General features: G+C 64.3%; 9 protein-coding genes. 6 read left to right on the top strand and 3 right to left on the bottom strand.

Going from position 1 to position 12,798, the window contains the following annotated elements; translation table 11 throughout:
• Nucleotides 1-21: 21 nt before the first annotated feature.
• Complete coding sequence (locus tag AB0K03_RS35570; protein ID WP_364694618.1) at nt 22-1,401, bottom strand: helix-turn-helix transcriptional regulator; 1,380 nt, start codon at nt 1,399-1,401, stop codon at nt 22-24.
• A gap of 196 nt (nt 1,402-1,597) precedes the next feature.
• Between AB0K03_RS35570 and AB0K03_RS35565 the strand changes: the two genes are divergently transcribed.
• From AB0K03_RS35565 to AB0K03_RS35555, 3 genes are all read left to right on the top strand, one after another.
• Nucleotides 1,598-2,593: a hypothetical protein gene (locus AB0K03_RS35565; RefSeq protein ID WP_364694614.1), complete on the top strand. Its 996-nt coding sequence runs from the start codon at nt 1,598-1,600 to the stop codon at nt 2,591-2,593.
• Between the two features lie 95 nt (nt 2,594-2,688).
• A complete protein-coding gene (locus tag AB0K03_RS35560) occupies nt 2,689-3,648 on the top strand; it encodes a TylF/MycF/NovP-related O-methyltransferase (protein ID WP_364694611.1) in 960 nt (319 codons plus the stop codon).
• Between the two features lie 34 nt (nt 3,649-3,682).
• The gene (locus tag AB0K03_RS35555; RefSeq protein WP_364694608.1) at nt 3,683-4,711 is read left to right on the top strand and encodes a nucleotide kinase domain-containing protein; all 1,029 of its coding nucleotides are present in this window, start codon (nt 3,683-3,685) and stop codon (nt 4,709-4,711) included.
• Between the two features lie 403 nt (nt 4,712-5,114).
• On the opposite strand, the gene AB0K03_RS35550 is transcribed toward AB0K03_RS35555, so the two are convergent.
• On the bottom strand, nt 5,115-6,971 hold the full coding sequence (locus AB0K03_RS35550) for an AAA family ATPase (protein ID WP_364694605.1): 1,857 nt from the start codon (nt 6,969-6,971) through the stop codon (nt 5,115-5,117).
• Between the two features lie 784 nt (nt 6,972-7,755).
• Here AB0K03_RS35550 and AB0K03_RS35545 point away from each other — a divergent pair.
• From AB0K03_RS35545 to AB0K03_RS35535, 3 genes are read left to right on the top strand one after another with little or no spacing between them, the layout of a single operon-like run.
• The gene (locus tag AB0K03_RS35545; protein WP_364694603.1) at nt 7,756-8,010 is read left to right on the top strand and encodes a hypothetical protein; all 255 of its coding nucleotides are present in this window, start codon (nt 7,756-7,758) and stop codon (nt 8,008-8,010) included.
• Nucleotides 8,007-10,067, top strand: coding sequence for a DEAD/DEAH box helicase family protein (locus tag AB0K03_RS35540; protein ID WP_364694600.1), 2,061 nt, complete (start codon nt 8,007-8,009; stop codon nt 10,065-10,067). The genes AB0K03_RS35545 and AB0K03_RS35540 overlap by 4 nt, the downstream gene beginning before the upstream one ends.
• Complete coding sequence (locus AB0K03_RS35535; protein WP_364694597.1) at nt 10,060-12,249, top strand: hypothetical protein; 2,190 nt, start codon at nt 10,060-10,062, stop codon at nt 12,247-12,249. Before AB0K03_RS35540 ends, AB0K03_RS35535 begins: the two co-directional genes overlap by 8 nt.
• A gap of 300 nt (nt 12,250-12,549) precedes the next feature.
• Here AB0K03_RS35535 and AB0K03_RS35530 read toward each other — a convergent pair.
• The coding region (locus AB0K03_RS35530) for a hypothetical protein (RefSeq protein WP_364694594.1) at nt 12,550-12,798 on the bottom strand (249 nt) is incomplete at its 5' end.

Genomic DNA, 12,798 nt, shown 5'->3' with positions numbered 1-12,798 from the left:
GACGCTGCCCGGGCGCAGCGATCAGCTGATGGCACCGACCCGGGCGGCGAGACTCCGCAAGCCGCTCGGGGTGATCGTCGGCGAGTACAGCATCCGGGTGATCAACTCATGCGACGACGGTCGGCGCAGCTCTTCGGGTGCCACGGCCTCGGCCGCAGCCAAGGCCTGAGTAGCGCGATCGGGTCGGCCGTGCAGCTCCCATGCTCGGGCGGTGTCGATGCAGTACCGGGCGTAGCGCTCCGACGTCCCCAGTTGGCGCACGTCGACACGGGCAGCATGGTCGAGCGCGGCGGCGCTGTCACCCAGACTGGTGAAGACGCTGATCTGATAGCCGGCCACGTTAGTGGCACTGAAGGTGATCTCCCCAGCGTTGACAGGCGCGCTGAGCCGGCCGGCGGCATCGACCGCTTCGGACAAGAACGTTTCGGCATTGCGTCGCGCGCCGGATTGGGCGCTGGCGTAGGCCGCTGTGCACAGCAACGCCCCGTAGGTGGCCAGATCCGCGTCGGTCGCGTCGGTACCTGGGTGCAGTTTCTCGGCGTTGTTCGACAGCAGAGTAATCGCGTCGGTGTGGTGACCGGCGCGACGCATCGCGATCGCCACTGACCTGCTGGCGTGCGCAACTGGGGCATTGCGTCCGGTGGCCTGCGCCGCTGACAGCGCCCGGTCCGCCAAGACCCAGGCGAGAGCATCGTCGTTGCGTTTGACAGAAAGCTCCGAGGCCAGCCGGTAGCCGGCGGCCAGGACGACCATGACCGACTCGCGATCCTCCGCGCGCCCATCGCGCCGGCCCGCAGCGGCACCCGCGATCAAGGCGAACAGCAGGCGGGTGAGTTCGTCATACCGGCTCGCGCCGAACGCCTGTCGTGCCTCTCGCAGCTGCCGGGCCAGAACGGATAGCTTCGGTGGGGCGACGACGGTGGTCTCCGCCTGGAGCAGATCCGCCAGGCCCGGCCGGCCGGCGGCCGATTGATGCTCCGGCCACGGCAAAGCTGTGGCCGCAGCGCTCGCGGCCACGCCAGACAGCAGGTCACGTCGTCGCATTGGATCACCTCTCCCGGGCTCGGTCGCAACGACCCTAACCCCGGGGTGACCGATTGGTGTGCTGTCCACGCTGGAAGGTTGAACGGATCGGCCCTCGGCAAGGGGAGCGAGGCCAAGAAACTCCATAGGAATGCCCAAGGCCTCCCCGATCCGCCGGCGAACGTGAACGTCCTGACTCGGCGGCTGGCCGCGTTCGATGCGCGAGATTGTCGAGGTTGAATAGCCACACTGCTGGCCGAGCTGGGTCTGGTTGAGCTGCGCCCGCAGGCGCGCCAGCCGGATGACCGCACCTACATCGTCGGCGGCCACCGCGGCCCGCATCCGCGCCGACGCCCAGAACGCCTCGTCGGTCCCCATGATCGCCCCACAGACACACGCCGCTGTTACGGACAGTGTGCGGCGATCGGCGCGTGCGGTCGAGACCTGAAAATTGATTCTCGCTGATAGACAAAAGGCTTCCGCCGGCCGTCCGGCTGCGAGCTGATGGGTGTACCGGGTCGCGATCGTCGCGGCCTGTGATCACCAAGCAATCAACCGGAAGAGGGACGCAGCGATGGATCTTCAGGATTACCAGCGCCGCACCGAACAAGTCCGCGCCCAGGCCGGCGAGACATCACCGGTGCCGGTGCAAGGATGCCAGCTGACCGCCGCAGCCGGCACAGTAGCCACCGCCGTCCTGCATGGGCAGCACGGGCTGCTGACCGACGGCGGCTACCGCGACGCCCTCCGCGCCGGGCTCGCCGACCTGCTGCACCGGACGGCCTCATTGGCCACCACAGCGGGGCTCGACCTAAGCGAGATTGCCACTACCAGCCTCGCCACCCTCGACGACCTCGACGCCGCCTGCACCCAAGTCGCCTACACGGTGCTGCCGGCGTTCGACGCGGACTATCCCGAGGCCGAGCAACTTCCGCGGCGGTTGACCATCAGATTCGACGAGGAAATCGGCCCGAGTGGGCGGCGGATCGTGACCGCGACCCTGACATCGACACAGCCAGCGACAGCAGGCGGGTCGGCCGCCCGCACCGGAGCGCAACCTCTGCAACCTGGTGACCGGTTGGGAGACCCGCTCACCGACAATGCCCACCGCCCCGACGGCTATCGCTTCCACGATGCCATCCACTTCGGCTTTCTCGCCGTCCTGGGCTGGTCGCCGAACCTGCGAGCGTTGCTGCGCCGCAAACGCAAGTCCGACCCGATGGTCGATGAATGTGAAGACGGCGCCCGGGCGATCTTCACCGAGGAAGGCCTGGCGGCAATCCTCGCCCGCCTCGCCGAAACCCGCATCGGATTCCGTCGGTATCACGCGGTCACCTCAGACATCGTCGACCTCGCCCGCGCCGCCACCGCCGGCCTCGAAGTAGCGCGAGCGCCCGGATGGCTGTGGCGACAAGCGATCTGGCAGGGCTTCAGAGCGATGGACCAACTGGTCATGCACGGCGGCGGACTGCTGATCGCAGATCTCGACGCCCGCGAGCTCACCTTCCAGGCCGTCGACGCCGTGCACGAACCGCACCCGGACATCCAGTCGTCGCCGATCGCAGCCTGAAGGCAACGACGACGTCCAGCATCGGCGCCTCGCCCGCCCCTCGGTCAGTAGGCGCCTGATCGACATCGAATCAAACGCGAACCAGGAGGAGCGGCATGCGACCCGAAGACTTCACCAAGCTGGCCGACGACGTCGAGGCCGAGCTACTGCACGGCGCCATGAGCGTGGCGATCCTCGGCGCAACTCCCACCGCGCTACGGCTGCTGGAACGACTGGCCAGCACCGGACTCGACCGCTGCGTGCACGGCATCTACACCGCCACACCACCGGCAGCAGCCCTGCACGCACCCACCCGATCCCTCGAGGACCTGGTAGATCACCCGATCGACGTGATCGCCGTCGCCGCCGATGCGGACAAAGAAGACCTGCTGACCGGCGCGCTGCCCTTCATCCAGGGCGCACCGAAAGTCGTCGTGGCCGGCTACGGCCACCTCGCCTACCGCGACCCCGGGTACCGCCAGGAACTCGACGACTTGCTCGTACCGTCACTCGCCAATGGATACCCCAACTCCCTGGTCCACCTGCACCAATGCCTGACGAACGCGGCACTGCTCGGCCTGCAGGGCGTGGTTGCGGAGTTCGGCATGTTCAAGGGCGGCACCACCATGTTCCTCTCCCGCACGATCGAACGTCTCGGCGCCGACTGGCCCGTCATCGGCTTCGACACGTTCGCCGGGTTCCCCGCCCGGCGCAGTCCGCTCGACATGTACGACCATCCGGACTGCGTCTTCACCGACATCGACTCCGTACGCCGCTACCTCGCGCACCGTCGCGTCGAAATCGTGCCCGGCGACATCGCTGCCACCGCCAGCCGTCTCGCCAGCGAGGACCTGGTCTGCACCTTCATCGACACGGACAACTACACCCCGGCCAGCGCCGCCGTCACCGTCGTGCAAGAGCGCACCCTGGTGGGCGGCGCGATCGTGTTCGACCACGTCACCGGCGTCGACCGGTTCCGATACACCCTGGGTGAGCGCATGGCCGCACGACCACTTCTGAGTGACTCTCGGTATTTTCACCTGCACGGAACGGGCGTTTTCTACCGGCAGCGGTAACCGCAGGTCTTGCCACGTCCGTTAGGTTGGCGTGATGACCCGGCGGCCGCCCACACCACGAGCAGGCGTCTACGACCTGTACTGGTACTACGCCAGCCAGCGGCAAGCCATGTTCGAACGGCGCGTCGCCGGCCAGCCGGGTCCGTGGACCGACGATCCGATCCTGTCCACCTTCAAGTTCTGCAACGTGTACCGCGCCGCCGACCGCGTCAGCCAGTACATGATCCGCGACGTCTGCTACCACGACGAAGACTGCACCCCGCAAGATCGCATCTTCCAAATCGTCGCGTTCCGGACCTTCAGCAAGATCGACACCTGGCGAAGCGTCCGCACCTATCTCGGCCGCTACCCGACGCTCGACGACCTCGCCGACGGCCGATTCACCGCAGCCCTTACTGCTGCCGCCGTCGCGAACTCAGGCCTCTACACCGGCGCCTTCATCCTCTGCGCCACCGACGCCTACGGCCAAGGCCGCAAACACCTCAACCACGTCGAACTCTGGCGACACATGTTCCTCGCCGACGACCTCGCCGACCGCATCCTCGAAGCGGGCAGCCTGCGGCAGATCTACGACCTGCTGCACGGCTACCCCCTGATGGGCGACTTCATGTCGTACCAGACCGCCGTCGACCTCAACTACTCCGCGCTGGTCAACTTCAGCGAGAACGACTTCACCCAAGCCGGCCCCGGTGCGCTACGCGGCATCCGCAAGTGCTTCGAGGACCTCGGCGACTACAAACCCACCGACGTGATCATGTGGATGCTGGAACACCAGGCCGAAGAGATGGAACGACTCGGACTACCGTTCCAGGGCCTGTTCGGCAGGCCGCTGCACGCCATCGACTGCCAAGGGCTGTTCTGCGAAACCGACAAGTATTGCCGTGAAGCAGTCCCCGAACTGGCCAGCGCCCGCAGCAGGATCAAAGCGCGATTCACTCAGAACCCCTCGCCGGTCCCGCTCTTCTTCCCACCGAAGTGGGGGATTAACTCAGCGCTACCGACCGTGGCTGTTCCCACCTCGGCACACTCAGCGTCGTTGACTGGGCAGCTCGCCATCTTCTAGTGCGGCACCCGCCAGCTCGCATAGCACCTACATCGTGATGGGCTCCGCCACCGGTGATCCCAGGTGCGGGGTAGGGGAGCCACAACTCCGCGGCTGGTAAGTCTCGACTACACCTTACGTACCGATAAATACTATTTGAGAGGTTTGCGTCTAGCGCGATCCATAGAAAATGTCGTACCCCCATGGCATTGTGGGATCAGTCGAACGGGTGAGGAGGACGTCTTGTGCAAGCCCTCAACCAGCACGGAGAACCGACGCCGCCCAATGGCTGTCGATGGTGCGGCATAGCCGAACGTGATCATGTTCAGCTATGGACCGAAGGACGCGGATGGCACGGTTGGGAGGAACCGACACCCGCGCAACGCCGGACGCGTATGTTGGCTCGCCGCGCCGAGCAGGCAGGTCACTCATCAAGCGCGGCCAGTGCCGTGATCTTGGCGAAGATTTCCTGAATCTTTGGGGGGACCGCGGATCCATCGCGAAAAGTACGGACCAGACCCGCCATGGTAGCCGGCTTCCCGCTCGGCCCCTCCTCGCTGTTGACCCGGAAGGCATTCTCCAAGGCCGCGCTGAACTTCGGGCCGCTGCGTAACTCGGCGATGTCGGCCGCCGTCCAGGGAAGGCCGTCGGTGCGCTTCCAATGGGTGTTGCCAGCCAGCGCCCATTGGTCGTCGGAGAACTCGTGCTCGAACTCCTTGCCTGGACTGCCGAGCAAGTGCACATGATCACGCTTCGTGAGCCCGGCATTGGCCAACCGCGTTTCACTGTAAAACTTCTTGTCGTACACGTCGCCGTCAACGATGAAGGCGACGCGTCTGCCGTGCTTGACCAGGTGCCCAGCGAAGATGATGGCACCTTCGTCTTTGTTGCAGGGCACCAGCACGATGCCTGCGGATTGCAGGGTCCGCCCGGTTACTAGGCGGAACAGCGTCGGGAAGGCGACCATCTCGGTGTCCCCCTCGACGCCGAGGAAGAACCGTTCGTGGAGCAGGATCGTGTTGCGCAGACCGAGGGCTGCGGCGATCTGCATCAAGTGCTGACTTTGCGCGGCATGAGAATCGGAGGTGAGGATGCTGTCGACCTCAGTGCGTTTTCTGCTGACTTGCAGCCGAAGATGGACGATGTCGCCCGGTTCGGCGCCGTCGATGAGATTCATCGAGTGAGTGGCGACAACAACTCCGATGTGCTCGTTGGCGCTCTGTTCGCGGATGACCTTCATGATGCGGCGCTGCTGCAGGTAGTCCAGATGCGTGTCCGGTTCGTCATAGATGACGATGCAATCGTGCTGTCGATCTTCATTGCCGGCTGCGACGTCCGGCCGATGTGCGGCCAGAGAGTCGCGGAGGGCTTCACTTGCCCACTCCCAGACGGCGAGGCTGACCCGCCGGGCTCGTCCTGCTCCGGAGCGTCCCACTCCTACGCCTTCACCATCGGCAGTGGCCAAGTTGAGATGCGTGGCCTTCAAGACCTTCGTGAAGCTGATCTCGGGTTCTACCTCGACCCAGGTTAGCTCCTCGCATCGTCCTTTAATGTGCTCGACCAGGCCCTGCGCGTCCTGACGGACCCGCGCACTCAGCTCCTGCTGGAGAACAGAGACCTGCTCACTGAGCTCGGGATCCTCCAAGTGCTGCTGGAACCGGGCGCTGAGTGCCGATTTGACGGCGGATTCGGCAGACTCATGATCACCGAAGCGGAGCACTCGTGGTAGGGCGTCGCGTACCGGCACCGGAAGTGTGACCCAGTCCTTAACGGTTGGCTCGCCCTTAGCGAAGTCTTCCAACGCCTGCACAATGTCGTCTTTACGGGACTTGCCCTGCAAACTGACCAGGTGTTCTTTGGCGATACGCCGGAGCTCGTCTACCTTCTTGCCTGCCAACCCGCGCAGGGTTTCGTCCTCGGCTACGTCAAGTTCGAGCGAGGCCTCGGTCTTTCCCGACGCGAGCCGGCTCCTGCGAATGCGGACCAGAGATGGCAGGACGAGCGCGTCCTGTTCGTGCGTGGAGAGCAGGAACTCGCCAGTCACCGTCGTCTCTTCGACGCGCGGACGCGTCAACGAGTCCTCGGCATCGGGCCGCGCATCAAGGTAGGTCCGGTCCTCGTCGGACAGCGTGTACGTGCCCAGCAGGAACGCTATGGCGTCGAGAAACGCCGTCTTCCCGCTGCCGTTGTGCCCGACCAAGATCATCGGTTGGCTGATCTCCAAGGGGCCAATGTCGCCGAGGCTCCGGAAGCCCTGTACTCGGATCGCAGCGAGACGCACGTATCAACTCCAGTCGTCTAAGGCCCGCCAGGCATTCGAGCGCCGCGTCAACCGTCGTCCACTAACGAACGGCATGCCCCCACCGGGCCCCACAACATACCTGCCACCTCAACCAGAGGACCGACGACTCGCGGTCACCCGGCTCCGACGCCCACGCGGTCACAAAGTGTGGTACTCGCGACCCAGCGCATCGCAAACCCGCTGGCTCGTCCGGGAACCTCCTTCGCTGAGGACCGTGACCGGACCTGTGAGTCGCTCGCGCAGTCGACGACGATGATGAGTTCGACTACGCTGCGAGCGCGCAGGCGCTCCCCCAGCAAGGGTGACTCAGGTCTTGCCGCAGTCGTTACCCCGAACGAAGGGTGGCGGCAAGGTGCGGGAGATGGCAATCTGACTCGCAGCATTCGTGTCGATATTGATCAACTCCTGGGTAAGCGGGGACTACTTCTTGGAATCGTGGTTCGAGAGGATGGCCGCGGTTCCAGGCATCCGCTTCGATGGCAGTCCCGGTATTGATAGGGCCCTCTTGCCTGAATCTCGGATCCGGCCCAGGGCAAGCATGGGATACCTCATGTGGCCTGCAGCGGACGGCGCGACTACATCAGCTTCACCAGCAAGCCGGCATCTGAGTTCCGACGTAACACGCCTCCGGCACGAGGATCTTGTACGGTCGGTCTGGGAGGGACTGGAGCTTCCCGGCACGACATCGGATTACCACTTCCTATTACAAGGCGCCGTAACGGAGCTATGGTCGCGTCGGCGGCGAGAGCCGGTCGGGCTGCGGATGGCCGAGACCTTCGGGTATCTCGATCTGGCCCTACTCGAAGCCGTCCCGCGAACTGCATGGCGAAACGACGATCACCCCAATGACGGCTTCCTGCGCATCACCAGCCTGGAACGCCTAGTCAGCTTGCTGGAACGAGAGGGAGCCCTGCGCGAAGCCTTGGCGCTGAGCCGCCGCGCAACGCGCTTCGGTGACCTCTACCGACGTGAAGACCTGGAAGCAAAGGTCGCCGCACTCGACGAGGAGTTGCGGTGATCGGCTCCCGCCTCGTCGATCTAGTCCCAGGGCAGTCATTCCTGGAAACAGCGTTTATTAGGTGGGTGCTGGCCGCCGCGGCGACGCCCGGCATCGCGGGGTGCGTGATCGCGCAGCACCCTGTAGCTGTAGCAGACCGGACCTACCGCCTGGACTACATGCTGGCTGGTGCGCGACTGAGAGTTGTCGTCGAGCTCGACGGCTTCGCATTCCACAGCAGCAAGACAGCGTTCGTCTATGACCGGATACGGCAGAACGACCTGACGAGCCTTGGCTTCGTCGTCCTGCGGTTCTCCTACGATGCCATCCGGGACGACACGGCGCGGTGTGTTGCGCAGCTGCAAGCCGTCCTACGCGACGATCCGACCTTGGCCGCTCATCTCATCGCCAACCCGATCGTGCCTGTCCCGGACGACATGACGCCGAACCTTCTCGGTTTGGCAACACCGCCAGCACAGGCTGTTCGACCGCAGCCCGACTACTTCGACCTCGTGCGCCAGCGCATGGACCTTGGGCCGCTGCGGCTCTGTCAGCGTGAGGCGATGGCAAGCCTCGCCAACTACTACCGGCGCGGAGGCATCAACGCCGCCTGCGTGATGTCGGTTGGTGCTGGCAAAACCGCCCTGGGCGTCGCCGCCACACTGGCGTTCACCAGGCGTAGGGCATTGATCGTGACCCCCGGTCGGGTTATCCGCGGTACGTTCGCGACAGCTCTCGATCCTGACACGGCCGGCAACGCGCTGTATACGCTGCGCGGAGGCCCCCTCATCGCCGGCTGCCGGCCGCCCAGGGTCAAGGTGCTTGACAGCGGCGCCGCTCCCATCCGGTCCGTCAGCCGAGACAAATTGCTGTCCGCTGAGATCATCGTGACAAACTTCCACGCCCTCAGCGCCAACGGTGGCGACAGCGGGCTGCTCTCCAAGCTGAATCCCGACGACGTCGACTTCATCGTGATTGACGAAGCACACATTGCGGCCGCTGAGTCCTACCAGCAGCTCTTCGACCACTTCCCACACGCCCGCCGGCTGCTGATGTCCGCGTGCTTCACACGCGCAGACGGCAAGACCGTGGCCGCCGACGTGGTCTACCGCTACCGGCTCATCGACTCGATCGCCGACGGACACGCCAAACACCTCCGCGCCCACCGATTCACACCGGAAGTCGAACAGACAATCTACGAAATCGTCTGGCCGAGCGGCGACCGTGAGGAGATCATCGGTAAGCAAGCGCTGTTGGAGGTCATGCAGGATGAACGCAAACTCGCCCGCATCACAGCGACTTCAGAGGAACCCATCCGGCGCGTCATGCAGACGGTTCGCCAATGCCTGAACATGCAACACGGTGTGCTCGCACCAGTCCGGCCACGCGTCCTGTTCGCTGCCCTCGGACAACGTCACGCCGAGCAAGTCGCTCGCATCGCCAATGACCACGGCATCCCCTGCGCCACCCTGCACCACTCGATGAGCGACGCGTCGATCGCCGCGACCAGGGCCCGTTTCGAAGCCGAGTCCGGCAACCTGCAAGGCATCGTCCAACTCAAAATGCTGGGACAAGGCTATGACCTGCCTGCCATCACCGTCGTAGTGCCGATGCGACCCTATGGAAGCTTCGGCGAGTTCTACCAATTCCTCGGCCGCGGTATCCGCATCATCCACCATCCCGCCCTGATCGGACGGGACGATCGCCAGCACCTCGATGTCGTTTACCACGGCGAGCTCGGGCTCGATGATCACTTGGAGACGCTTCGCCTCGAAAACGACATGGACCCGCGCCCGACCGACGCTGACCAGTTCGGCGACGCCCCCGTGCCCGACCTTTCAAAGTTTGGCACGACTCCTAGCGGTAATCAGTCAGCGCAGAACCCCGACGCGGTCGTCCTCGCCGAGCAAGGGGACACTCCCCAGCAGTTCCTTCACGACCTCGAGCAGGTCGAAGCTCGACGCGAAGAACGCGAACTGCACACCCTCGCCCAGCGGTACGCCGACTACGCCGCTACCAGACCGAACCCACGCTCGTTCGAAGAATTCGTGGCCGTCATCCGGAGCACCCATGGCTGACCTGGGCTATGCGCACGCCATCGCGGCCGCCGCACCCGAGCAGTTCCTTCGCCTGGAACGCGACGCTGGACACTCGAGCCGTTTCACCGACGTCGACCAGGTCCTCGCCAACCTCATCGCAGCCGCCCTGGCCGGTGCGAAGATCGCGGACATCAAGCCCGGCCCGCCAAGCGACAAGAACAACGACACCATCACCCTGACACCGCTCAACGCAGCCGACAGAGCCTACGTCAACACGACCTTCTCGCTAACCGCGCAGCAGGCCCGCGGCGCCTGGTCCCTCCCGGAGCAAGGCTCCCTCAAAGCCGGAATCATGAACCTGCCCGCGTACATCCGGCACGACCCGTGGTACGCCATAACCCGCAGCGCCGACGACGTCGCCCGCGTCCAGTTCGCCTCCACCGCCGACGCTGTCGCAGCCTGGTCACTTCTGATACCGCTCTTCGAGCGCCTGATGGCGCCCGTGCACACCCGGGCGGCCGGATCGACGGACACTCCTGAGGAGCAAACGGCTACATGGGAGGCGATCACCAACTCCTTCGACCGCCTCGGGCTCAACACGCGAGCGACGCTGTCTGTTCTCACCTACCGAGGCGGATGGAGCAGCTTGGACCGAACCGGGCAAGCCCGAGCCCGAGCCGGTCTGCTCGACGTCCTTGCCGGAAGCGACCTGCAGCAGCTCGCCGCTCGTTACCGCGCCGAACGAGTCCAAGCATTAGCCGCTGCGACGGGAAAGAAGGCGAAAGCCGGCACACCTCTGGCCCGCAAAGTCCTCACCCGATCGCTGCAGCCCGTGCTCAGCGCATACTTCGCAGGCGACTGGTTGGCATTCCTGGACTACCTCGGCATGCCGCCCAACCCGAACGAAGAAGTTGTGACAGCTCTCCCGACACCGAAGCTCTACGTTAGTGGCGCGGCCAAAGCCGCGACCGTCGCCGCCGACCATGGGCTCGACGTTGACGACGTGCATGCCATGCTGGCGGCCTTCATGGGCCAAGACACGTCGGTCTCCGCAGTAGACAAGCGTGTCGAGGTGATGAGCCGGTGGTGGACGCAGTTCGATGCACTGCACGCCAAACAGACCGCCGGTATGCCCGCACTGTGGGGGCTGCGCGAAGAAGGCGGGATATTCGTTGGCAGAAGGAACCGACATGTCGAGCCGATCTACCGAACGCTTCTGACAACCGACCTGGTCGCCGACGTCGACCAGCTCTGGGACGGCATCGTCCTTCCCCGCTGGCCCGAAACCATCGTCAGTGAGCCGTACCCACACAGGCTGATGGCCGAGACGTTTGGCCCAGCAGTGAAGTTCTGGGAGGGCGTGGCGCTCACAGCCTGGTACATCTGCGAAGGTCCATACTCCCGGACAAGCCTTGAAGGACTCCGCAACTACCACCAGCGAGACCTCCGAGCCCTGGAGGAAGCCGGCACCCCCATCCACCAAAGTCTATTTGAAGAGCTGGCCAACGCCGAGCAATACCTTGGCCCCGCCCAGGAGATCGGATCAGAATCCTACGAGACTGACATCGCGGAGGTGGAAGGCGTACGTCTCAGCCTTCGCATCTCGAGTGGTGGCCAACGGCGGGACGGATTCGAGATTCTCCGCGACATAGTCACCCGCCATCGCCAAGGCTGGACTCGACGATATCTGGGGGAGTACCTCCAGTTCCGTTGGAACAACGAACTCTCAACCGTGGCGCGCGAACTTCACCGCCTTATCGCTGTCCGAGGAAAACCGCCGACCTTCCGCCAATTCGCTAAGCTGGCAGCCGAAGCAGCGAACCACTGGTTCAACGGCGACCTCTCCAAGTTGTACACCACCATCGGCGAGAAGGCTCCGGCCGCGCCTCGCAGAGTTGACCTCCTGCCCACTAGAGCGGACGAATTCGTCAATGCTGTGTACCTCGCGCTTGGAGGGCAGTACTACGACGACGAGCTACATACAAGCGACCCAAAGGCAGTGGACCGCTACCGGGAGATTGCCAGACTCGCCGCCCGCGGCATCTACTACCTGCAGATCGCTGAGGCTACCGGACAGCGACCGGAGCCTGCCCAATTTGGCATCAAGGAATACGAATGGAATTGGGCAGGAGGTATCGATCGAGGCTGGCCCGTTTTTGAGCAAGCGATCGACCAAGCAATTGGTGGATTCCCGTCCCTCCTACGCGACCGGCCTCAGTAACGTCACCCGGGTCGCGCTAGTTGGGTCCTGAATGGGCTTCGCCATCGAGGTCGGCGCCCTCCGATTGGCGGAGCCACCGGAACCCTCAGAGAAGACCGCTGGCGGAACAGCCCTGGTAAAATGCGAGGTCAGGTACCCGGCGATGACTCCCGGCGAGGAGATTCGTTGGACCCCTTTACTCGGCCGAGTATACTTTCAAGTGACCTGGTAAAACGTTTGTTAGCACGTCGCTGGGCCCTCTAAATGCTGGGGGTCAAGGGGTCGCAGGTTCAAATCCTGTCAGCCCGACAGTGTGATGTCTCAAGACATTGGAAACCCCTGAACCCACGGTTGTGGGTTCAGGGGGTTTTTCTTTTTCGGTGCGGGTCCGGGTGGTCGGCCGGTGGGCTGGTAGCGCTTGGTGGGGTCGAGGGTGAGCTCGCGGAGCAGTTCACCGGTGGCGGCGTCGATGATGCGGATGTTGAGGTCTTGGACCAGGATCAGGACGTGGGTTCCGGTGTGGGTTCGGCCGAGGCCGATGGAGTAGAGCTGCCCGCCGTAGCGCAGGGT

This window comes from Actinoplanes sp. NPDC049316, from assembly GCF_040677315.1.
In the GTDB taxonomy this organism is placed as follows: Bacteria; Actinomycetota; Actinomycetes; order Mycobacteriales; family Micromonosporaceae; genus Actinoplanes.
The sequence above is the reverse complement of the archived record's forward strand: the minus strand, read 5'-3'. Positions and strand labels throughout refer to the sequence as shown.

Bases quoted from the DNA above. Each gene is read 5' to 3' on its own strand.
- AB0K03_RS35570 (WP_364694618.1), bottom strand. From the start codon at position 1,401: ATGGGGACCGACGAGGCGTTCTGGGCGTCGGCGCGGATGCGGGCCGCG.
- AB0K03_RS35565 (WP_364694614.1), top strand. From the start codon at position 1,598: ATGGATCTTCAGGATTACCAGCGCCGCACCGAACAAGTCCGCGCCCAG.
- AB0K03_RS35560 (WP_364694611.1), top strand. From the start codon at position 2,689: ATGCGACCCGAAGACTTCACCAAGCTGGCCGACGACGTCGAGGCCGAG.
- AB0K03_RS35555 (WP_364694608.1), top strand. From the start codon at position 3,683: ATGACCCGGCGGCCGCCCACACCACGAGCAGGCGTCTACGACCTGTAC.
- AB0K03_RS35545 (WP_364694603.1), top strand. From the start codon at position 7,756: ATGGCCGAGACCTTCGGGTATCTCGATCTGGCCCTACTCGAAGCCGTC.
- AB0K03_RS35535 (WP_364694597.1), top strand. From the start codon at position 10,060: ATGGCTGACCTGGGCTATGCGCACGCCATCGCGGCCGCCGCACCCGAG.